The 25,361-nt window shown below is 29.4% G+C and carries 25 protein-coding genes; 6 read left to right on the top strand and 19 right to left on the bottom strand.

Annotation, left to right across the window (positions count from 1 at the left end):
• Positions 1–72: 72 nt before the first annotated feature.
• The 7 genes from G6N05_RS04535 to tsaD form a co-directional block, all read right to left on the bottom strand.
• Entirely contained in the window at positions 73–939 is an 867-nt protein-coding gene (locus tag G6N05_RS04535; RefSeq protein WP_166125354.1) for a nucleoside phosphorylase, read from the bottom strand.
• Between the two features lie 47 nt (positions 940–986).
• Positions 987–1,319, bottom strand: coding sequence for a translation initiation factor (locus G6N05_RS04530; protein ID WP_166125353.1), 333 nt, complete (start codon positions 1,317–1,319; stop codon positions 987–989).
• Between the two features lie 54 nt (positions 1,320–1,373).
• Positions 1,374–1,769 (bottom strand): GxxExxY protein, encoded by a 396-nt coding sequence (locus G6N05_RS04525; protein ID WP_166125352.1) that lies wholly within the window; start codon positions 1,767–1,769, stop codon positions 1,374–1,376.
• A gap of 233 nt (positions 1,770–2,002) precedes the next feature.
• Positions 2,003–2,956 carry an isopenicillin N synthase family dioxygenase gene (locus G6N05_RS04520; protein ID WP_166125351.1) on the bottom strand — a complete coding sequence of 318 codons (954 nt, stop codon included), beginning with the start codon at positions 2,954–2,956 and terminating at the stop codon, positions 2,003–2,005.
• A gap of 119 nt (positions 2,957–3,075) precedes the next feature.
• Positions 3,076–3,717, bottom strand: a complete 642-nt coding sequence (locus G6N05_RS04515; protein ID WP_166125350.1) for a DUF4159 domain-containing protein — start codon at positions 3,715–3,717, stop codon at positions 3,076–3,078.
• Positions 3,710–4,414, bottom strand: coding sequence for a 16S rRNA (uracil(1498)-N(3))-methyltransferase (locus G6N05_RS04510; protein WP_166125349.1), 705 nt, complete (start codon positions 4,412–4,414; stop codon positions 3,710–3,712). Before G6N05_RS04510 ends, G6N05_RS04515 begins: the two co-directional genes overlap by 8 nt.
• A 5-nt stretch (positions 4,415–4,419) precedes the next feature.
• Entirely contained in the window at positions 4,420–5,454 is a 1,035-nt protein-coding gene (gene tsaD, locus G6N05_RS04505; protein ID WP_166125348.1) for a tRNA (adenosine(37)-N6)-threonylcarbamoyltransferase complex transferase subunit TsaD, read from the bottom strand.
• A 104-nt stretch (positions 5,455–5,558) separates the two neighbouring features.
• Between tsaD and G6N05_RS04500 the strand changes: the two genes are divergently transcribed.
• From G6N05_RS04500 to G6N05_RS04475, 6 genes are all read left to right on the top strand, one after another.
• Positions 5,559–10,070 carry a translocation/assembly module TamB domain-containing protein gene (locus G6N05_RS04500; RefSeq protein WP_449404051.1) on the top strand — a complete coding sequence of 1,504 codons (4,512 nt, stop codon included), beginning with the start codon at positions 5,559–5,561 and terminating at the stop codon, positions 10,068–10,070.
• A 192-nt stretch (positions 10,071–10,262) separates the two neighbouring features.
• A complete protein-coding gene (gene pfkA / locus G6N05_RS04495; RefSeq protein ID WP_166125347.1) occupies positions 10,263–11,249 on the top strand; it encodes a 6-phosphofructokinase in 987 nt (328 codons plus the stop codon).
• Positions 11,250–11,629: 380 nt separating this feature from the next.
• Entirely contained in the window at positions 11,630–12,640 is a 1,011-nt protein-coding gene (gene gap, locus G6N05_RS04490) for a type I glyceraldehyde-3-phosphate dehydrogenase (RefSeq protein ID WP_166125346.1), read from the top strand.
• Positions 12,641–12,712: 72 nt separating this feature from the next.
• Entirely contained in the window at positions 12,713–13,564 is an 852-nt protein-coding gene (locus tag G6N05_RS04485; protein WP_166125345.1) for an N-acetylglucosamine kinase, read from the top strand.
• A 138-nt stretch (positions 13,565–13,702) separates the two neighbouring features.
• The gene (nhaA, locus tag G6N05_RS04480; protein WP_166125344.1) at positions 13,703–14,860 is read left to right on the top strand and encodes a Na+/H+ antiporter NhaA; all 1,158 of its coding nucleotides are present in this window, start codon (positions 13,703–13,705) and stop codon (positions 14,858–14,860) included.
• 109 nt (positions 14,861–14,969) lie between these two features.
• The gene (locus G6N05_RS04475; protein WP_166125343.1) at positions 14,970–15,344 is read left to right on the top strand and encodes a methylglyoxal synthase; all 375 of its coding nucleotides are present in this window, start codon (positions 14,970–14,972) and stop codon (positions 15,342–15,344) included.
• 513 nt (positions 15,345–15,857) lie between these two features.
• Here G6N05_RS04475 and G6N05_RS04470 read toward each other — a convergent pair.
• The 12 genes from G6N05_RS04470 to G6N05_RS04415 form a co-directional block, all read right to left on the bottom strand.
• Positions 15,858–16,616, bottom strand: coding sequence for a hypothetical protein (locus tag G6N05_RS04470; RefSeq protein WP_166125342.1), 759 nt, complete (start codon positions 16,614–16,616; stop codon positions 15,858–15,860).
• Positions 16,617–16,730: 114 nt separating this feature from the next.
• Entirely contained in the window at positions 16,731–17,426 is a 696-nt protein-coding gene (locus G6N05_RS04465; protein WP_166125341.1) for an SDR family NAD(P)-dependent oxidoreductase, read from the bottom strand.
• The gene (locus G6N05_RS04460) at positions 17,426–17,875 is read right to left on the bottom strand and encodes a DinB family protein (protein ID WP_166125340.1); all 450 of its coding nucleotides are present in this window, start codon (positions 17,873–17,875) and stop codon (positions 17,426–17,428) included. Before G6N05_RS04460 ends, G6N05_RS04465 begins: the two co-directional genes overlap by 1 nt.
• A gap of 165 nt (positions 17,876–18,040) precedes the next feature.
• Complete coding sequence (locus tag G6N05_RS04455; protein ID WP_166125339.1) at positions 18,041–18,652, bottom strand: hypothetical protein; 612 nt, start codon at positions 18,650–18,652, stop codon at positions 18,041–18,043.
• A 192-nt stretch (positions 18,653–18,844) separates the two neighbouring features.
• Complete coding sequence (locus G6N05_RS04450; protein ID WP_166125338.1) at positions 18,845–20,260, bottom strand: S41 family peptidase; 1,416 nt, start codon at positions 20,258–20,260, stop codon at positions 18,845–18,847.
• A 41-nt stretch (positions 20,261–20,301) separates the two neighbouring features.
• Positions 20,302–20,982: a hypothetical protein gene (locus G6N05_RS04445; protein ID WP_166125337.1), complete on the bottom strand. Its 681-nt coding sequence runs from the start codon at positions 20,980–20,982 to the stop codon at positions 20,302–20,304.
• Between the two features lie 182 nt (positions 20,983–21,164).
• Positions 21,165–21,764, bottom strand: a complete 600-nt coding sequence (locus G6N05_RS04440) for a hypothetical protein (protein ID WP_225875123.1) — start codon at positions 21,762–21,764, stop codon at positions 21,165–21,167.
• A 192-nt stretch (positions 21,765–21,956) separates the two neighbouring features.
• Entirely contained in the window at positions 21,957–22,214 is a 258-nt protein-coding gene (locus G6N05_RS04435) for a hypothetical protein (protein ID WP_166125336.1), read from the bottom strand.
• 308 nt (positions 22,215–22,522) lie between these two features.
• Complete coding sequence (locus G6N05_RS04430; RefSeq protein ID WP_166125335.1) at positions 22,523–23,497, bottom strand: hypothetical protein; 975 nt, start codon at positions 23,495–23,497, stop codon at positions 22,523–22,525.
• A 199-nt stretch (positions 23,498–23,696) separates the two neighbouring features.
• Positions 23,697–24,194, bottom strand: coding sequence for a GNAT family N-acetyltransferase (locus G6N05_RS04425; RefSeq protein WP_166125334.1), 498 nt, complete (start codon positions 24,192–24,194; stop codon positions 23,697–23,699).
• A gap of 82 nt (positions 24,195–24,276) precedes the next feature.
• Positions 24,277–24,756: a hypothetical protein gene (locus G6N05_RS04420; RefSeq protein ID WP_166125333.1), complete on the bottom strand. Its 480-nt coding sequence runs from the start codon at positions 24,754–24,756 to the stop codon at positions 24,277–24,279.
• A 16-nt stretch (positions 24,757–24,772) separates the two neighbouring features.
• Positions 24,773–25,324 (bottom strand): type II secretion system protein GspG, encoded by a 552-nt coding sequence (locus G6N05_RS04415; RefSeq protein WP_166125332.1) that lies wholly within the window; start codon positions 25,322–25,324, stop codon positions 24,773–24,775.
• Between the last annotated feature and the right edge of the window lie 37 nt (positions 25,325–25,361).

Below are 25,361 nucleotides of genomic sequence, written 5' to 3'. Positions count from 1 at the left end.
ATTTTATTGTTGCCTTTATCAGTTTTAATCTGCGTTTTTACAAAGTAAATCTGTTAAATCTGCGTACCAATTTTATCCAATCAATTTATCCAAAGTATAAGCAATTAGCTCATTAACTGTTTTTTCAGGGTTCGAACTAAATTCGCCAACCGCTCTGTTAGCAATAATAGCGTTTAACGACAAACAATTATGACCTAATAATTTTCCTAAACCATAAATGGCCGATGTTTCCATTTCTAAATTCGTCATACGTGTTCCGTTGTAATTGAAAGCATCCATTTTGCTATTTAATTGCGGATCTTGAATGTTTAAACGAACAACACGACCTTGTGGTCCATAAAATCCTCCAGCAGTTCCAGTGAAACCTTTGTGGAATTTATCCGAATAGATTTTATTTTCTAAAGCTTCCGCACAAGGCACAACAGTTGGGCGACCTTTTCTTAAATCCCAATTCGTTTGAGCGATGAAAGCATCTTCTAGTTCTGAAACAGAATGTTCTTCGATTAAATAGGAGCGAAGCATGTTGTCTAAACCAATTGCATATTTACTCATAACCCAGCTGTCAACGGGAATATCAGCTTGTAAAGAACCAGAAGTTCCAATACGAACAATGTTTAAAGCGGTGTGATTTTCTTTGATTTCTCTAGTGTTTAAATCGACATTCACTAAAGCGTCTAATTCATTGAAAACGATGTCAATATTATCAGGACCAATTCCAGTAGATTGAACGGTTAAGCGTTTTCCTTTATAGATTCCAGTTTCTGTTTTGAACTCTCTTTTTTGAGTCGAAAATTCAATACTATCGAAATGTTGCGTGATTTTTGATACACGTTCCTGATCACCCACAAAAATAATATCGTGCGCAATGTTCTCAGGTTTAAGATTTAAGTGATATACACTTCCATCTGGATTTAATATTAATTCTGATGATTTTATCATGTCTATTGCATTATGCTTTAGGCTATAAGCTTTAAGCAATTATTAATTTATCCTCCAACACGTTTGGTTTTGAAACCTTTGTCTTGAAGCATTTTCATTATTTTATCTCTATAATCGCCTTGAAGAATGATGGCTCCATCTTTAAAACTACCGCCAACGCTCAATTTTGTTTTGATTTCTTTAGCAAGTATTTTAAAGTCTTCGTCAGTTCCTTCATAACCTTCAATGATTGTAGTAGCTTTTCCTTTACGTTTTTCGTACTTACAAATCATAGGCTCTTTTTGAACGTATAATTCGTGTGCTGCTTCTTCCGTTTCTTCTGGTTCATTAGAAGGAACGTGGTCTGGGAATAGGTTTTTTAGTTGGTCTTGTAAATCCATTATCTATTTTGTTTTGTAACACAGATTTGAGAAATTTGAGAAATCATTAAAATTTTAAAATTTATTTTTTTTGAAATTGTTGGTGAATATTTTTCTGATAAATTGTGGATCTTTTCCAAAATTTAAAAGAATTCCAACTTCACAACAAGTTGCTTTTAAATAATTTAGAATTTGACTTTGGTGAACTTCTAAAAGATATTCTACTGTTTTTAATTCAATAATTACTGAATTATTTACGATGATATCTGGAACGTATTCTCCTACTAAATCATTTTTATAATAAACATTAATCTTTTTTTTGTTTTCAATCTCAAAACCATTCTTTTTTAGTTCAATAATCATAGCGTTATGGTAGACTTTTTCAAGGAATCCATAACCTAATTCATTGTAAACATTATAATAAATCCCAATAATTTGTTTTGTTAATTCTTGATGAGGGAAATTTTTCATTTTTTTTAAGGCGTTTAATTTTTAATAAAAACAAATAAAAGATTTCTCAAATTAATCAAATTTCTTAAATCTGTGTTTTAAATCTGTTTTAATCTGCGTTTTACGAAGTAAACTCGTTTTATCCGCGTCCTAAATGTTGCTAATATGGCGTATAGTTCTAAGCTTTTAAACAAAAAACCAAACCCCAATTTTACTTGGAATTTGGAATTTTTATTTTAGAATTTTATGAATTATTATTTCTTAATCAATCCTAATTCTACTAATCTTTCATGTAAAAAATCACCAGCGGTAATGTCTTCAAAAGATTTTGGATTATTTTCATCAATACATTCTGGTAAACAATCTAAATTCATGTCACTAACAGGATGCATAAAAAATGGAATAGAAAAACGTGAAGTTCCCCATAATTCTCTTGGTGGATTTACCACTTGATGAATCGTTGATTTTAATTTATTGTTGGTATGACGTGCTAACATGTCTCCCACATTAATTACCATTTCATCTGGTTCTGCGATTGCATCAATCCATTGTCCTTCATGGTTTTGTACTTGTAAACCTTTACCTTGAGCACCCATTAATAAAGTAATCAAGTTGATGTCACCATGAGCTGCAGCACGAACTGCACCGTCTTTAGGTTCATCTGTAATTGGTGGGTAATGAATTGGTCTTAAAATACTATTTCCGTCAGTAATATACTTGTCGAAATAAAATTCATCTAAACCAAGGTGAAGTGCTAAAGCTCTTAACACATAAACACCTGTTTTTTCAATCATTTTGTAGGCTTCTTTACCAGTACTATTGAAGTTTGGTAATTCAGAAACGGTTACATTGTCTGGATATTCTCCTGAGTATTTTGATCCTTCTGAAACGTATTGTCCAAAATGCCAAAACTCTTTTAAATCTCCAGCTGAACGACCTTTAGCGTGTTCTTTACCAAAAGAAACATAACCTCTTTGACCTCCAATCCCTGGAATTTCATATTTTTCTTTAGTTTCAACTGGTAAACTGAAGAAATTTCGCACTTCAGCATATAAGTTTTCAACCAATTTGTCATCTAAAAAATGACCTTTTAATGCTACGAAACCTATGTCTTCGTATGCTTTTCCGATTTCATTTACAAATTTTTGTTTACGTGTCGGGTCATCCGACAGGAAATCACGTAAGTCTACACTTGGAATTTTTTGCATTATAAAAAATTATTTGTTTTCCAACTCAGATATTGAGCTGAATTCTTACTTATACAAATATAAAAAAATATTTATTTTTTAGGTAAAATTGTTGAAAAGAAAATTGTTAACAAATAGAATTAGTTTGAAAACACGTAGTTTAAAATATTGGCACCCATTTTTAAAGCTTTTTCTCTGATAGTCAAAGGGTCGTTGTGAACTTCTGGACTTTCCCATCCATCTCCTAAATCACATTCGAAAGTGTATAAGAGTGCTAATCGGTTTTCGATGAAAATCCCATAAGCCATGGGTTGTTTGTTATCGTGCTCGTGGATTTTTGGTAATCCATTTGGGAAAGAATAAGGCGCTTGAAAAATTGGATGTGTTTTCGGAATTTCAATTAGTGCATTATCAGGATATAATTTTTTAAGTTCTTTTCTAATGTATTCATCCATTCCATAATTGTCATCAATATGTAAAAATCCTCCAGCATTTAAATAATTTCTAAGATTTTGAACATCGTTATTGCTAAAAACAACATTTCCATGACCTGTCATATGAACAAAAGGATATAGGAATAATTCTGCGCTACCTACATCTACAGAATTGACTTTTGTATTCAATTTCGTATTGATGTTTTGATTGCAAAAGGTAACTAAATTTGGTAAAGAAGTTGGATTGGCATACCAATCGCCACCACCAGAATATTTCAAAACAGCAATGTCTTGGGAAAATCCCAAATTCCAGACTAATAAAATTCCAAAAACTAAAAGTTTATTCATTTTTCAATACAATTGTATGGCAAGCTACTAAAGCAGCGGTTTCAGTTCTTAATCTTGTGGTTCCCAAAGTTACAGGAATAAAATTATTTTCTAAAGCTAATTTGATTTCTTTTGTGGAAAAATCGCCTTCTGGACCAATTAAAATAGTAACAGGTTTGTCTTTTTCAATTTCTTTTGAGAATGATTTCTTATCTGTTTCTTCACAATGTGCAATAAATTTTTGTCCATCATGATTTTTTTTAATGAATTCTGAAAGTGTTATCGCTTCATTTATTTTCGGTAAATAATATTGATTAGATTGTTTCGTTGCTGATTGAATAATTTTTTCTGCTCTATCAATTTTGTAAATTTTTCTTTCCGAATGTTCACAAATAATTGGTGTAATTTCATGAATACCGATTTCGGTAGCTTTCTCTAAAAACCATTCCATTCTGTCGTGCATTTTGGTTGGAGCAACGGCGATATGTGTATGAAAAGTAGACGGTTTAAAAAACTGTTCTTCAATGATTTTTACTTCACATTTTTTTTCTAATCCTAAAATTATTTCAGAAATAAATAAATAACCTAATCCATTCGTAATATGTATTTTATGTCCTTCTTGTTTGCGTAAAACTTTAATGATATGTTTGCTTTCTTCTTTGTCAAAAGTAAACGTTGTATCACCTGATTTTATTTCGGAATTATAGAATAATTGCATAGTTTTTAAAATTCAATTCTTGCTTTAGAAACGACATCAGATGTGCTGAAATTTTCTTCTAAAAAGTTATAATAACCTACAATTCCAATCATTGCAGCGTTGTCTGTTGTGTATTCAAATTTTGGAATATAAGTCTTCCATCCGTATTTTGATTCGGCTTCTTTTAGTGTGTTTCTTATTCCTGAATTCGCGGAAACTCCACCACCAATTGTAATTTGGTTGATACCTGTTTCGGCCACAGCCAATTTCAATTTATCCATTAAAATTTCAATAATGGTATATTGAATAGAAGCACAAATATCGTTTAAATTTTCGGCGATGAAATTTTCATTTTCAGCTACTTTTTTCTGAATAAAGTATAAAATATTAGTTTTTAAACCGCTAAAACTAAAATTCAAACCATCCACTTTTGGTTTCGTAAAAGGAAAAGCTTTTGGGTTTCCTAATTGTGCATATTTATCAATCAAAGGTCCGCCAGGATAGGGAAGTCCTAATATTTTAGCACTTTTATCAAACGCTTCACCAACAGCATCGTCAGTTGTTTCACCAATAATTTCTAAATCGAAAAAGCTTGAAACTTTAATTATTTGCGTGTGACCTCCCGAAATAGTTAAAGCAATAAACGGAAATGTTGGTTTATCATATCCTTCTTCGTCTATAAAATGAGCCAAAACGTGCGCTTTCATGTGATTGATAGCAATTAGAGGAATATTTAATCCTAAACTTAATGATTTGGCAAAACTTCCTCCAACTAAAAGTGAACCCATTAATCCTGGACCTTGGGTGAAAGCAATACAATTTAATTCTTCTTTTGTAATTCCGGCTTTTTTGATCGCCATTTCCACTACAGGAACTATATTTTGCTGGTGTGCACGAGAAGCAAGTTCAGGAACTACACCACCATATTCTTCATGAACTTTTTGTCCAGCCACAATATTTGACAACACTTTATCATTGCATAAAACTGCGGCAGATGTGTCGTCACATGAGCTTTCTATAGCTAAAGTGTAAATATTTTTAGAATTTGTGATACTAGGCATGAAATTTGGTATAAAACAATTGTAAATGTCCTACAAAATTGCTTATTTTTGTTGCTATAAGCAAATAAAAATAGATTTGTTTTTCAAAATTAAATAAATAATATATCAAATCGGTAAAAAAAATATTTGTTCGTTCCATAATTGGAATATTACTTTTGTTGCTTATAGTAGCCATACTATTGGCCTTACCTGTTGTTCAAACTGAAGTTGGAAAATATACAACTGATTGGTTAAAAGAAGAGTATAAAGTTGATATTACTGTTGAAAAAGTAGCAATCAATCCGTTTGGTGGCGTAAAATTGAAAGGTGTTCTAACAAGAGATCATCATGGTGATACTTTATTTTATTTTAACAGAATTAATACTTCTATTTTAAGTTATAAAAAGCTATTTGATAATGGTCATCCCTATTTTGGAGATTTATTAGCAGATGGATTAAACTTAAAAATCAAACAATACAAAGGTGAAAAAGAGACCAATTTAGATAAATTTGTAGCTGCTTTTGATGACAATTCTGGAAGACCTTCTTCAGGAAAATTCAGATTAAAAATCAATTCTATTGCGTTACAAAATAGTCGTTTTAGATATATTGATGAAAATCTAAAAACCCCAAAATTACTGGACTTTACTAATCTTAATGGACAATTAGATGACTTTTTCGTAAAAGGCTCTAGTGTGTACTCTTATGTTTATAAAATGTCGTTTAAAGACCATAGAGGTTTAGTAATGAAAAACTTAACTTCTGATTTCACCTATACCAAAAAGAATATTTTATTAAACGAATTAGAATTAGAAACGGAAAATTCTTCGTTTAAAGGAAGAACTGAATTGCGTTACGACAGAAAAGATTTCAAGGATTTCAATAATAAAGTAATTTTCGATTTAGACATAAAAGAAGGAAAAATTTCGAGTAATGATTTAAATTTCTTTTATCCAGAATTCGGAAAAAATCAGAAATTTTATATTGATTCTCATATTTTAGGAACTTTAAACGATTTGAAATTTAATAATTTAAAATTCAACGATTTAAATGATAATGAAGTAGTCGGAAATCTTCAATTGAAAAATCTTTTCGGAAAAGGCGATCAGAAATTTTACATGAAAGGAAGTTTTGATAGATTAACCGCTAGTCAGGCAAGTGTAAGTAAGGTTTTGCCTAATCTTTTAGGAAAAAATTTACCGAAGCAGTTACAAAAATTAGGTCGTGTTGATTTAAAAGGAGATGTAGAAATGACTCAGAAATGGGTGATTGCTGATGTCGATTTGTTTTCGAAATTAGGTCATGTGATTGGTGATTTCAAAATGGATAAATTAGACAATATTGATCGTGCGACTTATGACGGACAATTTGAATTAGATAATTTCGATTTAGGTGCTTTTCTTGATGAGAAAGATTTAGGAAGAACTTCAGTGGTTTTAGATATTAATGGAACTGGTTTTTCTAAAAAATATTTGAACACTAAAGCGAAAGGAAATATTGGTCAGTTTAAATATAACGGCTATACGTATAGAAATATAGATGTAGATGGAACGTTCAAGATGCCTTATTTTAAAGGTTCTTTGAACAGTAAAGATCCAAACTTAAAAATGACTTTCGATGGTTTAGTTGATTTAAGTAAAAAGAAAAAAGAATACGATTTTGATGCCAAAATTGCATATGCGGATCTTAAAAAAACAAATCTGTATACCAAAGATGCTAAATCTATTTTCTCTGGAAATATTACAATTAAAGCCAAAGGAAATACATTGGAAGATTTGGCTGGAGTTGTAGAATTAGAAAATATCTCTTATGCCAATCAAAAAGCAGATTATTCTTTTGATAATGCCTATATTTCTTCTTCTTTTGATAGTGAAAATGTTAGAACAATTACTTTAAACTCGTCAGATATGATTGACGGACAAATTGTTGGAAAATATCAAACGAAACAAATTAGAAAAATTGTAGAAAACGCGGTTGGTAGTTTATATGCCAATTATTCACCCCATAAATTATCAAAAAATCAGTTTTTAGATTTTGATTTTACGATTTATAACAAGATTTTTGAAGTTTTTTATCCAGATGTTACTATTGGAGAAAATACTCGTGTAAAAGGAAAGATAAATGCCGATGATGGTTTGTTTCAATTTGATTTTAAATCGCCATTTGTAAATGCTTTCGAAAATAAATTTAACGGAATTAAAGTTGATATTGATAATAAAAACCCATTATATAATGCTTATATTGAGTTAGATAGTTTAAATACTAAAAATTATAAAATCTCAGAATTTAGTTTAATTAATTTAACGTTAAACGATACTTTATTTGCTAGAACGGAGTTTAAAGGCGGAGCAAAAGGCGAAGATAAATTTGACTTGAACTTGTATCATACTATTGATGAAAATAAGCAATCTGTAATTGGATTCAAAAAATCTGATATTACCTTCAAGAATTTCCAATGGTATATTAATGAAAAAGAAACTAAAGGAAATACTGTAGTTTTTGACAAAGGTTTTAAAAACTTCAATTTCAATCAGTTAACCTTATCACATAATAATCAATTTATTGATTTTAATGGTGAAATGAGAGGAAGTACTTTTAAAGATTTTAATTTTACATTTAATGATGTAGATATTTCCAAAGTCACACCTGATATTAAGAATTTAGATCTTGGTGGAAGATTGAATGGAGAGTTAAAATACAAACAAGATAATTTAATATATGAACCTTCAACCAATTTAACCATTGATAGTTTAGTGGTAAATGATATTCCAGTTGGTGACTTAAAATTAGACGTTTCTGGAGATGAAAGTTTCAAGAAGTTTGATGTTAATGCTGCCATTTCACACGAAGGTGAAGAAACCTTTTTTACAACTGGATTTGTTGAAGTGGTTAATAATAAAACCATTTTAAATCTTGATGCTGGTTTTCAAAGTTTTAATATTAAGCCAATTGGTGGGTTCTTAACTGGGATTTTAGATAATGTTCGTGGTTTCGCTTCGGGTAGAGCACATATTGTTGGTCCTTATGATAATCCAGAAGTTGATGGTATTTTATATTTATCAAATGCCGGAATGAGAGTTCCATATTTGAATGTAGATTACGATTTTGAAAAAAACTCAATTATTGATTTAACAGAAGAGAAATTTATTTTCAGAAATATTGATATTAGTGATACTACTTCTGAAAAAACTAAAGGTGTTTTAAGTGGAACCATTTCACATGATAAATTTGCTGATTGGGAAATGGATTTGAGAATTACATCAGAAAGGTTACTAGTTTTAGATACTAAAGATTCTGATGATGCCTATTATTATGGAAAAGCCTTTTTTGATGGTTTTGCTACTATTGAAGGGCCAATTGAAGCTTTAGTAATTAATGCCAAAGGAGAAAGTGCTAGTGGTACTTCAATTAAAATTCCTGTAAACGATTCTGAAAGTGGAGGCGGTAGTGGTGAAATACATTTCACAACTCGGGAAGAGAAATATGGTATTAAGAATCCAAATAACAAACCGACTAAAACATATCAAGGAATCGATTTAAATTTCGATTTTGAAATTACTCCAGATGCAGAAATTGAAGTCATTTTAAACAGAGATAACGGACACGCCATGAAAGGAAGTGGTTTTGGTTCTATGTATATGAGTATAAACACTTTGGGTAAATTCCAAATGAATGGTGACTTTATCGTAAGTAAAGGAGAATATTTATTTAGATATGGAAGTTTTATCGATAAGAAATTTATGGTAAAAAAAGGTGGAACTATAAGTTGGGAAGGTGATCCATTAGGAGCCAAACTAAATTTAGAAGCCGTTTACAAAACTCAAGCCAATCCAAATGTTGTATTAGAGACTTCTAGTTTTAACCAAAAAATCCCAACCGAAGTAACAATTGGAATTACGGGAGAGTTAAATGCACCACAATCTGATTTTAATATTATTTTCCCAAATGTTAGTTCTGTTTTAAAAAGTGATTTGGAATACAAATTACAAGATAAAGATTTCAGACAACAACAAGCATTTGCCTTATTAGCAACTGGAGGATTTATTGCACCAAATAATACCAATTATTTTGGTTCGCTATTTGAAAAAGCAAGTAGTGTTTTTGGAGATGTATTATCCGATGGAGAAAATAAATTAAAACTTGGTGTAAATTATCAATTAGGAAACAAACAACAAGAAATCTCAGATAGAGCATTAGTGACATTAACTACGCAGATTAATGATAAGATTAGTATTAATGGTAACGTTGGAGTTCCTGTTGGTGGTATCAACCAATCGTATGTAGTTGGAAATGTTGAAGTTGAAATGCGATTAAACACAGACGGTACATTAACAGCGAACGTTTTCAATAAAGAAAATGACTTAAATTCTAATACAATAGGTCAAAACGTTGGTTATACTCAAGGAATTGGTCTTTCTTATAGTGTCGATTTTGATGATTTTAAAGAATTACTGCAAAAGTTATTTAGATCTCAAAAATCAAAAGATAATTCTAATGGACCTATTGATGAATCGGATGATTCTGAAACGAATCCAGAGTTTATCAATTTTATTGAGGAAACTAGAAAGCGACAAATCAAAGAAGAGAAAAAAGTCGACCCTAAAGACAGAGTTCCAGATATTAATGATTTGGATTAATTTAAATTTTCGATTCAATACTCTTTTGCTTTAAAGTGGAATCTAACTGGGTTCATATTGTGAATTTCAGTTTAAACCCAAAAAATTATTAACGAAAACGTTTGAAACTATTATTATGCTGAAAAATAACTTGATTATTTGGCATAATATGTAATTTCCTTTGCTAAATTTACAATAATATAATTTTTGAATATGTCATCAACAATTAAAAAAATTGGAGTATTAACTTCGGGTGGAGATTCTCCAGGAATGAATGCAGCCATAAGAGCTGTTGTTCGTGCTTGTGCTTATTATAAAGTAGAATGTGTTGGAATTTACCGTGGTTATCAAGGTATGATTGAAGGCGATTTTAAACCAATGGGACCTCGTGATGTAAAAAACATTATCAATAAAGGAGGAACGATTTTAAAAACGGCTCGTTCTAAAGATTTTATGACACCAGAAGGTAGAAAAAAAGCGCACGATAATTTAAAAGAAAGTGGCGTAGATTCATTAGTTGTTATTGGTGGCGATGGTTCTTTTACAGGTGCAGAAATTTTTAATGAAGAATTCGGATTCTCTGTAATTGGAATTCCTGGAACTATTGATAATGATATTTTCGGAACAAGTCATACTTTAGGATATGATACGGCTTTAAATACAGTTGTTGAAGCGATTGATAAAATTAGAGACACTGCTAATTCTCATAACCGATTGTTTTTTGTGGAAGTAATGGGAAGAGATGCAGGACATATTGCTTTAAACGCTGGAATTGGAGCAGGAGCAGAGGAAATTCTAATCCCAGAAGAAGATTTCGGATTAGAGAGATTGTTAGAATCATTAAAAAAAAGTAAAGAATCTGGAAAAGCATCAAGTATTGTTGTAGTTTCTGAAGGTGATAAAATTGGTAAAAATGTATTCGAACTAAAAGATTATGTAGAAGAAAATATGCCAGAATATGACGTTCGAGTTTCCGTATTAGGACATATGCAAAGAGGCGGCGCACCGTCTTGTTTCGATAGAGTTTTAGCATCAAGATTGGGAGTAAAAGCTGTAGAAAGTTTATTAGAAGGAAAATCGAATTTTATGGTGGGAATTTTGCAAGATAAAATTGCATTAACACCATTAGAACAAGCCATTAAAGGACAAAGCGAAATTGATATGGAACTGGTAAAAGTTTCAGATATCGTTTCTTCATAGAGAAAGAGCCAAGTAAAAAGAGCCAAGTAAAAAGGCAAAAGGCAAAAGTAAAAAGGCAAAAGTAAAAAGTAAAAAGTAAAAAGTAAAAAGAGATAAGTTAAGAGCAACTTTTCGATTTTGATAGACATAAATGATTCCATCGGAATCAAATATTTATAGCGGAATCATATATAATAATCCACAATCAATTAAAACCAAAAATGATTCCATCGGAATCAAATATTTATAGCAAAATCATATATAATAATCCACAAGCAATTAAAATCATAAATGATTCCATCGGAATCAAATATTTATAGCGGAATCATATATATAATCCACAATCAATTAAAACCAAAAATGATTCCATCGGAATCAAATATTTATAACATTTATAACATATGTCAACAGTAAAATTAGGAATAAACGGATTCGGAAGAATTGGAAGAATTGTTTTTAGAGAAACATATAATAGAGAAAATGTAGAAGTAGTAGCCATCAACGATTTATTAGCAGTTGATCATTTAGCATATTTATTAAAATACGATTCAGTTCATGGTCGTTTTGCAGGAAAAGTTGAAGTAAAAGAGGGAAAATTATATGTAAATGATAAATACATTCGTGTTACATCAGAAAAAGATCCAACATTAATTAAATGGGATGAAGCATCAGTAGATGTTGATGTTGTTGCCGAATGTACAGGAATTTTCACAACCTTAGAAACTGCAAATGCTCACATTAAAGGTGGTGCTAAAAAAGTAGTTATTTCATCACCTTCTGCAGATGCACCAATGTTTGTAATGGGTGTAAATCACGAGAAAGTTACTGCTGCAGATACAATTGTTTCAAACGCATCTTGTACAACAAACGGATTAGCGCCATTAGCAAAAGTTATCAATGATAATTTCGGAATTGTGGAAGGATTAATGACAACGATTCATGCGACAACTGCAACACAGTTAACCGTAGACGGACCTTCTCGTAAAGATTTCCGTGGTGGACGTTCGGCTTTATTAAATATTATTCCTTCTTCTACAGGTGCTGCTGTTGCGGTAACAAAAGTAATTCCAGAATTAAAAGGAAAATTAACAGGAATGTCAATGAGAGTTCCAGTTGCTGATGTTTCTGTAGTCGATTTAACTGTGAAATTAGCTAAAGAAACTACTTATGAAGAAATAATGAAAGTCCTTAAAAATGCTTCAGAAACTTCAATGAAAGGAATTTTAGGCTATACAGAAGACGATGTGGTTTCTCAAGATTTTGTATCTGATACTCATACTTCAATTGTAGATGCAAAAGCCGGAATTGGTTTAAACTCAACATTTTTCAAATTGGTTTCTTGGTACGATAATGAATACGGATATTCAAGCAAATTAATTGATTTAGCGGTACATATTAATTCTGTAAAATAATATTTAAAAAAGTGATTTGTTTTTATTAACGAATCACTTTTTTTATTTTTGCCAATCACTAACTAAACTAAAATGAAATTACTTGTAGATAGCGGTTCCACAAAAGCCGATTGGATTGCCATTGATTCGAATGGAAAAATTTTATTTACTACACAATCTTTGGGTTTAAATCCAGAAGTATTAACAAAAGAAGAAATTATTGCTCGTTTAGAAGCTAAATTTGATATTTCTCACAATAAAGATAAAGCTGATTTCTTATATTTTTACGGAGCAGGTTGCGGTACCGATAGAATGAAGAATTTTTTAACGGAAGTTTTTCAAGAATACTTTTCCAATGCAAAAGTTTCGGTTTACGAAGATACGTATGCAGCCGTTTTTGCGACTACTCCAAAAAATGAAAAAGCCATTGTTTGTATTTTAGGTACAGGTTCAAATTGTAGTTATTTTGATGGAAATGTTTTGCATCAAAAAGTACAATCTTTAGGTTATATTGCGATGGATGATTGCAGTGGAAACCGTTTTGGACGTCATTTAATTAGAGCGTATTATTTTAATAAAATGCCAAAACATTTAGCAGAAAGTTTTGAAAAAGAATATAATTTAGAAGCTGATGTAATTAAACAAAACTTCTATAAAGAACCTAATCCAAATGCCTATTTAGCAACGTTTGCCGAATTTTTAATCAAGAATAAAGACGAGGAAATTTGTCAAGGATTTATACGTGAAGAAATGGTTGCTTTTGTAGAAAATTACATCACGCAATTTGAAAATTATAAAGAAGTTCCTGTTCATTTTATTGGTTCTATCGCGTTTTATTTGAAAGACGAATTAGAAGCAATCTTGAATGAATACGGGATTAAATTAGGAAATGTTTTGAGAAGACCAATTGATGGTTTAATTGAGTTTCATGTAGCCAATAGTTAAAAAAAAATAAAACTAATTCCGTTAGTTAAAATATCAAAACCTTAGTGAATAGTACTATTTACTAAGGTTTTTTATTTGAAAAAGTCGGTAAAAAATCGTAATTTTGTAAGAGTACTTACTAATATAATTCTATTAACTATGAAAATCACCAAACTATTTAAAGCCTTTTTTGAAAGCGAAAAACTTGGTGGATTAGTCTTAATTATTTGTACTTTACTTTCTTTATTACTTGCTAATTCTTCTTTTGGCGAAAGCTATCATCATTTTTGGTTAACCGAATTTGCAGGTCAAAGTATCGAATATTGGATTAATGATGGATTAATGACTATTTTCTTTTTGTTAATTGGTTTAGAATTAGAACGAGAAATATATCAAGGCGAATTATCGAATATTAAAGATGCATTATTGCCTATTTTTGCAGCAATAGGAGGAATGTTAATTCCAGCTGCTATATTTTTATTTTTCAATTTTGGTACAGAAACCCAATCAGGAGCTGGAATTCCGATGGCTACAGATATTGCTTTTGCATTAGGAGTTTTGTCGTTATTAGGAAATAGAGTGCCACTTTCATTAAAAATATTCTTAACCGCTTTAGCCGTTATTGACGATTTAGGTGCGATTTTAATCATCGCTATTTTTTATACTAAAACCTTACTTTGGACGAACTTATTCATTGCCTTAGGCATGTTTGTGTTCTTATATATTTTAGGAAAATATTTTAAAGTCAAAAATTTAATTCCGTATTTAATTGGTGGTGTGATTATGTGGTATTTCATGCTGAATTCTGGAGTTCATGCAACAATTACTGGAGTTTTATTGGCTTTCGCGATTCCTTTTGGAAATGGTGGTGAGAAATCAACTTCGTATATTTTACAACATTTTCTTCATAAACCTGTGGCTTTTATCATTCTTCCTATTTTTGCTTTGGCGAATACAGCCATTGTAATGAGTGGAAATATTTCTGAAATTCTAACAGAAAATTATAGTTTAGGAATTGCACTCGGATTAATAATTGGAAAACCTCTAGGAATCTTTTTAATTACGTTTATCGCAGTGAAAGTTGGATTTTGTAAATTGCCTAGCGACTTAAATTGGAAATCGGTTTTAGGTGTTGGGTTTTTAGGAGGAATTGGTTTTACGATGTCGATTTTTATTACTCTATTAGCTTTTGATAATGAAACCGTAATTAATAATGCTAAATTTATCATTCTATTGTCTTCACTAGTGGCTGGAGTTGTAGGATTTGTATTTTTGAAAGCCACTTTGAAAGATTCGCATATTGAAGTTGAAGAATAAGTAAATCTTATATAATGTCACACTGAGCGGAGTCGAAGTGTCTTGTTGGTCTTCGACTCCGCTCTGACTGACAGGTATATTGAAATAATCATAAAGTATGAATAAAAAAATGGAAATAGCAGTCATTGCTCACGATGGTAAAAAAGCCGATATGGTTCAGTTTTTAAACAAAAACCGCGACATTTTACTAAAAGAAAATATTAAAATTATTGCTACAGGAACTACTGGCGGAAAAGTGGAAGCTACGGGCATAAAAGTAAAGAAAATGCTAAGCGGACCATTAGGTGGTGATGCACAAATTGCGGCTAGGGTAGCGGAAGGTAAAACCAAAATGGTGTTGTTTTTTAAAGATCCCTCAAGTAGTCATGCGCACGAACCAGATATTAATATGTTGATTCGTATTTGCGATGTACATAATGTTCCTTTAGCAACAAATGAGGCTACAGCACAAATGTTGTTAAATGCTTTGTTATTGGAGGAATAAAATTTCTTACGTTTTATATAGTTAGACCTAACAGTTATTGAATTTCTGTTAGGTCTTTTGTTATTATAGAAGTTCCCGATGCGTTTTTAGAACTTCCCGATTCGTTTTTAGAAGTTCCCGGTACGTTTTTAGAAGTTCCCGATACGTTTTTAGAAGTTCCCGATGCGTTTTTAGAAGTTCCCGATACATTTTTAGAACTTCCCGATACGTTTTTAGAAGTTCCCGATACGTTTTTAGAAGTTCCCGATGCAATTTTAGAAGTTATCGGAGCGTTTTTAGAAGTTGTCGGAACGTTTTTAGAAGTTGTCGGGACGTTTTTAGACTTTGTCGGAACGTTTTTAGACTTTGTCGGAGCGTTTTTAGAAGTTGTCGGAACGTTTTTAGACTTTGTCGGAGCGTTTTTAGAAGTTGTCGGAGTGTTTTTAGACTTTGTCGGAGCGTTTTTAGAAGTTGTCGGTGTGTTTTATGAATTTTTTATTGGAACTGATTGCAAATCCGCGGAATCGAATTCTTTTATTTAATTCTACTTTTCAAATCACATTCCTTTTCAATATTCATCTTTTTTTGTGAATTTGTAAATTCTTCACTTGATAATTCTTTTGCTGAAAGTTTTTTATATTCAGTTATTTGACAATCACAAAATTTATTTAAGTCATTGGTTTTCGAATATTTACTATTTTTAAGATTATTTAAAATATCTTTTTTCAAGGATTCTTCTATTTGATCTGTCCAAATCATTTTAGTATTTGAGTCAAAACATTCTTCCAAATTTAGAACACTCAATTTATTCTCAGTATTTAATGAAATTAGAATTTTATCAATTTTACCGGATTTTAATTCAGTTCTATATTTTTCTGAAATGTTAGTATCATTTGCAAGTTTTGTAACTACACAAATGCAATATAATCGTCTTTGATTTTCATCAGGAATTATTTTTTTTGAGCCATTCATCATTTCAGCTATATCGATTTCAATTCCATTTATTGTGATTTTTTCAGGAATTGCTTTGTAAGTAGTAAAATTTACGAACGCAAAAATTAAAAATATACCAAAACAAACGGCAACATATTTCAGAAATTGAAATGAAATAATTTTAACTTTCTCTTTTGATGTTCCACTACCAACTATCCAAGCACAAAAAAGTACAACTAAAAAACAACCAATTAAAACACCAGGTGAAGTAAAAGTTAAAAGTTCTCGACTTGCATTCGCATATTCTGAACCTGCTCCTGATAATAATAAAATGGCTAAAATTATTTTTAAAACTTTCATATTTTGTTTTTTTTTGAATTACTGTCAACGGATTTTTTTTATTAAGAAAAACTCAAAGTTGGGAGACTTTGCGCGGCTTGGGATGTAAATCTTAGCTATCTTGTATGTTTAATTTTACCATTCCATAATTTTGTTTGGCACTTCCAATATACCATTAGTATTTTCAAATTTTTCTAATTCCCAATGTTCAATAATTCTTTGAGCGCTTTCTGATGGTGATAGATTTGCATCAACTTGAGCTAAAGCTGTTTTTAGTTTTCCTGGAGTTAAACTCACAAAATTTATGCCTTCAAACTCCAGTCGCAAACAATTTGTTAGCATATTTTGAGATGCTTTTGCAATTCTGTAGGAATAACTAACATCTAAATTTTTAAAAGTTCCAATACTTTGATGCGTTATAGAACCTAATCTTGAATTAAGATTGATAACTGTGGTTTTGTTATTTTGAATTAAATTTGGTGAGATAGATTTCATAACTCTTAAAACGCCAAGACAATGAACATTAATTAAATCAATGATTTCTTTTGAATTTGCACTTTCTAAATTCATTCCTTCACCACCAATTCCTGCATTATTTATAACCAAATCAATAGTAGTGTCTTTAACGATTTTATTGATTTCAATTATGCAATTATCATTAGAAATGTCTGCTAAAATGAGTTCAACATTTTTAGGTTTGTTTTTTAGAAGCTCTTTATACGTTTCTTCGTTTCTCAATAATCCGAATACAAAATATCCTTTATCGACTAATTTATTAAAAAGTTCTTTTCCAAGACCTTTATTTATCCCTGTTATTAAAATCGTTTTCATTATTTTTTGTATTCTACAATTTGTTGTAAATGATATTCTAAATGTTCAACATAGTCTGAAATTAAATACTCAATTGTATAGTTTTTATCATCACTAGTTTTGCATTCTTTCAATAAATTTTCATTTGGAATATTCTTAATTAGATGAACTAATTGTTTATTATAAATTGTCCAAAATTGAATAATTTGATTTTTGTCAATTTGTTGATAAAAGTTGAATTTATTCCAATTGTTTTGGTCATAAACTATTTTAGGAATATTTTCAAACTGACATCGGACAAAGCGTTGATGATTGTTTGTAGCACTATCAATTAAATGTCCTAATATTTCTTTTTTACTCCATTTTTCAAGATTTTGTTTTTCTGAAAATTTAATTTCTTCAATCTCTGTTAATAGAGAAGGAATTGTATCGATTAAATATTGTAATCTTGAAATGCTATTTTTTGTCATTTTTTCTAATTTTTTGTAGACTTACCGCTAACGGGCCGACTATTGGTGAGGTTGCAAATTTCAAAATCGATTATATAGATAAAGATAAAATTTCTTGCGAAATGCAAATGTGAATTTACTACAAAATTCGCAATCTTGCCAAACGGTTTTTGGTAGTAGTACTTATTAGTACTTTGGTGTTTTCTCAATTATTTTTTTATTCAATTCTTTTTGTTTAGCTATAGTTTTCAAAAACACTTCCTTTTTTGGTAAATTTTCTTTTTGATATTTTTCTATTAGTGGAATTGTCAAAACTATTTTTAGAATATTATGATTATCTTGAATTGAATTTTGAGAGTTAGAAATTTGTTTTACAAGTTCATTAATTTCTTCAGATTCCGAATCGTATTTTTTATTACTTTTTTCGATTAAAGCTAAAATTCTTTTTTTACTTAAACTATCAGTAATTCGATTTGTAAATCCACTTGCGTTTTTATAAAATTGAGTTGATTTCTCGTCATAATTGTAAAAAATATTTTGAGTTTCAGATTGAGTTTCTTGAAACGTTTCTAATTCTGTTTCTAATTTTTTTAATTCAGGAGTTTTTTCTACTAATTCTGCATAAAGTTCGTCAATTAAATTCCCACCTCGTTTCGATAAACTTCTTAGTTTTATGTTATCTTGTAACGCTTCTGGATTTTGCGCTTCAGAATTTTTATTTTCATTCTCGTTTCCATTACAAGAAACTAACATAAAAATTGACGTTATTACCAATAAACTTAATAAGTGTTTTTTCATTTTTCTTTAATTATTTGTTGAATTTAAGATTTATGCGTTTTTCAGGCAGTATTACTAACGTTCCGGCGCTTTGCACAGTTGAGAACTTCGGAACTAATTATTTTCTGTTAAAGATAAAATTTCTTGCGAAATGTAAACGTGAATTTACTACAAAATTCGCAATCTTGCCAAACGGTTGTGGGCAAATGTTTTTTATTTTTCGTTTGTTATTTTATTTAGTACAAATTCTAAAGATTTTTCAGCATCAATTTCTATGTCAGGAATTATTCCGTGAGAATCTTTATCTGTCGAACCAATAGTATAGAATTTTTTTGTTGATATTGTTAAAGGCATTTCTGTAATTGGAAGTTTTGTGATTATCTTGTCACCATAACAAACTATCCAACCGCCTGTTTCTTCTCCAATTATTGTTCCCATTTTATAGTTTTTGAAGCATTGCGCAAAATTTGAAGCAGACGAAAATGTTCTTAAACTTGTTAAAAGGTATATATTACCATCAAAATGGTTTGGAGAATTATTAGGAACAATTAATCCATCGCTTTTCAGATTTACTATTTTCCCATTTTTTTGCTTAGAAATATATTTATAAGTTTCACAAAATGTACTGTCTTTTTTGCAATTCTGTTCATAATACTCTTTTTGTAATTGACTGAATTTTATGGTGGTTTTTCCGAATTGAGTGAATGGTTTTCTTGCAATGTATTTAAAAAGTTGGTCGCCTAAAGCTGAATTCCCACCACCATTTGCTCGAATATCAATAATTAAATTTTTAATTCCAAGTTTGTTAATTGAATCAAATGATTTTTTGAGAAATAAGTCAAATTTTTCTTCATCATTAAAGTATTTGAAATCAATTATTGCCGTTTTAATTTCTGGTTTTACAGTTAAAATATAATCGGCAGATTCATCAACAACTTGATTTTTAGGACTTTTTTTTGATTTAGCAATATCCATAAAATTCTTAAAACTTATGGCTTCGATTGTTTTAGTTTCAATAGTATCATTTGCTTTGTACTTAACTTCAAAATTTTCGTTAAAATCAAAATAAGTTTTTAATATCATTCCAAAAAAGTAAAAATTGGAACCCATTTTTAATCTGTATTCTTTGCTTTCACCACTTGTGTTTTCTATGATTTTTTCTATAATCTTTTCAGAAGAAATATTATTTATGCTTATTAATTCTGCATTCGATGGGATTGAAGAATGTTCTCCGAAAAACTCGTTTAAAATAATTGATTTTTTTTTGAAATTACAAGTTGCTGAAAATGGAAATAATTTACTTCCGTCATTTAAAATTTTCCTTCCAGGAAATTTAATTGAAGTATGTCCATCAGCAATCGATGCAACAAGCGGTGTAATTAATCTATAGAATTCTCTGTAATCAAGTCCACTTTTAAAATTTGATTTGATTTTATCGACTTCACCAAAAAAAATCTTTTTTGAAATCTTTGAAAAAGGATTAGGATGTGTTTGAATTATAGAATTTACCAAAAAATCTAAATCTTTATTCAATTCTACTTCGGAATATTTTTTATCGTTTGAATTTGTTTGAGAAAATACTTTTGAAGTTGAAATTACGATAATTAAAATTAAAACTATTTTTTTCATTCATTTTTCTTATTAATATTGGGCGTTATGTCAGTAGTATTTTATGGATATATTACCTTCCATACTTTACCATCAATATCTTCAAATTCTACAATTCCAAAATCATAATCATATAAAACTTTATTTACATTTTTAGTCAAAAGTGCTCCGTAAATTGGTGGAAATGTAGTAGTGTTATTATTTGAATTAATTTCGACTATTTTGTTAAAAGTATGTCCATTAATGTTTAACTGAATTTTATTATTTGAATTGTATATATTTAATTCAATGTTAAAAGGTCTATCCACATCGTCATAAAATGTACTACTTGATTCCGTATTCCAAATTGGATTATTTAGCGTGTTTTTAAAGATATTTTGACTTTTAGAAAAATTATAAATGACCTGATTATATCTATAATTACTTTCGTTTTCAACAATTTCTAGACGTACAATTTTGCTGTCATAGTAGTAGTCTAAAGAACTGTAACTACCTACAAAACCACTTCCCGAATATTTAGATTCTTTTTTAAAAATGTTTGACATAACTTTATAGTGAAGTTTTTCTCCAAACTGATTTTCATAAGTTATTATTTGGTTTTCTATATAATTGTAATTTATGATTAAATTCAAATCAGAATCATTGAACTTATAGTATGGATGATTATCTTCTGGTTCTTTCGAACAAGATACCAATTCAAAAATTCCTAAAAATAATAAACAAATTATAATATGTTTTTTCATAAATATTTGAATTTAAACGTTTTTACTTAAGGTTACTGCTAACGTTCCGGCGCTTGGCACAATTGAGAACTTCGGAACTGATTATTTTCTGTTAAAGGTAAAATTTCTTGCGAAATGTAAACGTGAATTTACCACAAAATTCGTAATCTTGACAAATGCTTGTTAGCCGTTCGGTTTTTTTGTTAAATTTTCACTTGACTCCAATTTTCTCCACTTTTTATTCTTCTGATTTGCATTTCACTTACGCCAAATTGTTTTGCAATCATTTTTAATCTTGTTCTTTGTTCAGGTTTTGCTAAAAGTTTTTTTATTAGCATAACTTTGGTAACTGTTAGTTTTCTTCCGTTTGCTTTTAAGTTATGCTCAATTAATCTTTTTCTTGCGTTAATAACGTTTGGACTTTTATTCCAAAACTCAAGCATTTCTTTTCTTGTTGCCCATCTCAAATTTCTGTAATCGTCATTATCTCGTTTTCTGTCTAAATGTAAGACGCAAGTTTGTTCTTCTGAAGTTTTTGGTATAAAATATTCAGCAATGAGTTTTGAGAAAAATATATGTTTGTTAGTTATCTTTCCATCATTGTAGATTTTATATTTGAATATCTTGTAGCCATCAGCAGTTCCGCCTTTTAATTCTCTGCCAAATTTTATATCATTTATAAAACTAATTAATCTTCCTTTATTGGAAATTGCGTAACGCAATTTTAGCTTATCTTCAATTATAATTTCCCTAAATTCTTCGTTTGGAAAAACTCTAATTGGTATCATTGGTTCAAGTTTCATTTCAATCTAAATTTTATTTTTTACGATTTTTCTGCGTTCCGCAAAACTGACCGCTAACGTTCTCAGGCTTGGCGTCAGTTGCGAACTTCGGAATCGATTATTTTCTATCAAAGATAAAATTTCTTGCGAAATGTAAACGTGAATTTACTACAAAATTCGCAATCTTGCCAAACGGGTGTTAGCAGTAGGTTTTTATTTAGTAAGTTTAAATCTCATTGGTTTTTTCTGATTCTTATTCAGTAATTCCATTTCTGAGTTATTTAATTTCAATACTTTTAATTCAATTTTTGTATTTCCAGCATCATAATTGATAATTTTGGTTACCTCGTCAAATTTATATTTTGAACTTATTCTGGTTACCAACTTTTTTTTATCGTATTCTTCAAAAATCAAACTATCATTAGTGAAAGTTGTTTTCAGACTATAATTTTTAGGATATTGAGAATCCAAATTTGTTCTTTTCCAGCTTCCAATTAGTTCTTTTTGTTCAACATTATCTATTCTTTTCTAACTTCTAATCAGCTCATTTTGTTCAACATTTTTATTACAAGAAACTACCAAAAAAAATATTAAAAATGTATAGAATATAGTTCTCATGAAGTAGGGTTTTAAATCGCTTACAACGTTCCGGCGCTTGGCGAGGTTGCGAAGTTCGGAACCGATTATTTTCTATCAAAGATAAAATTTCTTGCGAAATGTAAACATGTATTTACTACAAAATTCGCAATCTTGCCAAACGCCTGTTGTGTGTAGTTTTTTTATTTACAAAAGTTAATAATATAATTTCGGACTTTAAAATTTTTTATGTCGCCAACTTTTAAAAATGAATTACAAGCTTCTTCATTTTTATTAACAGCTAAATATGAAATTCCTAAATTAGTAAATGTTTCACTGTATAAAAAACCCAATCTTTCTCTTGTAGAATTTAAATCCATAAGATTAAGTTTTTCATATTCGATTATTGCTTTATCAAATTCGTTATTCTCAAAGTGTAAATTCCCTTTTTTGTGAATCGCATAAAACTCTTTCTCTATTTTTTCAGTTAACCCTTTAAACATTTGAAAGAAATTAAAGTTATGTTTTATTAAAAAGTCTTTACCAGTTTCATTTTTAAAATACGTTTCAGCTTTATTTAATGCAACAATAAACTCGTTATCAAATGATTTTGAAATACCGCTTAAAATTTTAATGTCTTTAATTTTTCCATCTTTAGACAAAACAAATTCTGATTTAAATAAATTATTTTTTGTTGATTCAGATGTGTATTTCGAGATGTTTTTTCTTAAAAAGTCTTCAAAAGTTAATTCGTTATTAAATTGTGGTTTATAAATTTCATTTGAAATGTAAAGAGTATCTTGATTTCTAATTTCAATATCTGATTTGAATTCAATGTTTTTACTTAAAAAATCTTCTTTTTTTGATAGAATTTGAATCTTGTCATCACCTTTTTCCTGAATTAATAAATTGTTGTTTTCGAATGAAAAAAGCAATTCTCTGAAATCTAGTTTTATTGAATTATTTGAATATTTAGCATTAAATTTTTGGTCATTTATTTTAATTGAGTTTGTTAAAAAATCATATTTGGTAAAAATTGAATATGAAATATGATTTATTTCCAAAGGATTTCCATTTTCATAAATTGTTTTTTCTAAAATCCAAGTTCCAGTTAACTTTTGGGAATGAACATTTATAAAATTTATAAAAGTCAATAGTAAAAATATTTTCTTTCTCATTTTTTTTAAAATTACACACAACTCATAAATATGTGAACATTCGTTTACAAATAATTATAAGTGTTTATTGTTGTTTGTAAATATAAATAATTTCCACAAATTAACTCAAATTAGGATTTGTATTTATACCTATCAAGTCTTGGTGAGTATAATGTTTCGTGTTTTATGAGAGGAATTCGCGCTATTGGGATGTTTTGAATTAATTGGTTCTTAATTCGTATTCAATTTCGTTATCCTCTAAATCGGCAATTTTGATAAAATTAAGTTGTTCGAGAAGTTGTATTGCTTTTTCGTTGGTTTTAGTTGTTATGGCCCAAATACGATTTAGCTTGATAGTATTTAGTCCAAATTCTATGGCTAATTGCATGGCTGAAGTCATAAAACCTTGTCCGCGATAATTAGGTAATAAGATGCAACCAAGTTCTCCAGCACCTTTATCGAGTCCACGATAATAGCCACAAGTTCCGATAATTTTGTTTGTTAGTTTGTCTGCAATTCCCCAATGAATAGAATTCCCGTTCGCGTAGTCTAAGTTTATTTTAGTTTGCATTTCTGTAGCTTTTTGTACAGAAGTTGCTTGAATACCATCGTAAAAAGAAATTTCAATAAGGTCTTTAATATCTTCAGCTACAATTTGTCGCAATGAAATTGTTTCTCCAGAAAGCGTTGGGAAAATAGGATATGGAGGTAGTTTCATTGTGGTTGTTTATTAATGAAAGTGAAAGGAATCGCAAACGAAAGGTAATACGGATCGCAAATCTGTTGTATAGCGATGTTTTTTATTTAATTATTTGTTTTAACATTGCTTCAGACATACTTAATAACAACTTTGCCCTTCCTTCAGCTTTTTCAGATTTTAAGGTGTAGTACAAAGGTTTGTCTTCAAAATAATACCAATCCATTACTTTTTTATTACTACCTTCCATCATATATTCTTCAACTTTTATTAATTTATTTTCATTATAATAAAATGTTGTTGATGTTGTCATTTCTCGAGAGTTTCCATCTAGACTCATAGTTGTATAAACTAAATTCTCGTATTTCTTAAGTTGATTTTTATCAACTTTCATAGTTAAATAAGTTTTCGTTTTTAACCCATATTCTGGTTTATCCAAAATTATAGTGTCTCTTGTAATTTGATAATTGGATTGATTAATGGTATTTACTATTACATCAATATCTTTAATTTTTGAAGTTTCTTGAGAATAAGATTTAGTTATCATCAGGAATACTATTATAAAAAATGTATGTGTTTTCATTTTTATTTTTTTTATTTTATTTGTTTTTCACCCACCCCGTTTTTGTATTCTTCTTTACTTTAGGATAAATATCATCATTTGTATTTGGTTTTCTATCATTGCCAGAAGAAAAGAGTAAAAATTTATCTCCAAGATTTTCGTAATTAAAATATTTTTGTTGTTTTTCATTTACTCCTTGAGTAAGATCTTGAATAAATACAACTTCATTTTCTGATTCCAATTGTTGCAAGCTATCTGGATATTTACCATTTTCAATTTTATAATATTCAACGTTTTTAATTAAGCGATTCAAATGAATTTGAGATACTTGTCCCCAACTGTCTTTTCCTAAATCTGAAACAACTCCAATGTAATAGATAGAAGAATAAACTATAACTGTAAAAAGAATTCCACCGAGTCCGATTAGGGTTAACTTTTTGTCTTTGTATTGTGTAATGCCAAGAATTATTAAAACAACGCCAACAAAAAAACCAACAAGAGGAATAAATCCTAAAAGTCCCATCAAATAGGGAGGTTTTTTCTTATCACTTTCAAACTTTTGTATTGGTTTATTTACAGTTTCTTCCATTTTATAAATTTGTTTTAAAATTATTTTTATTGTTCTA

This window comes from Flavobacterium bernardetii (assembly GCF_011305415.1).
Classification (GTDB): domain Bacteria; phylum Bacteroidota; class Bacteroidia; order Flavobacteriales; family Flavobacteriaceae; genus Flavobacterium; species Flavobacterium bernardetii.
This window is presented reverse-complemented; position numbering and strand designations above follow the sequence as displayed.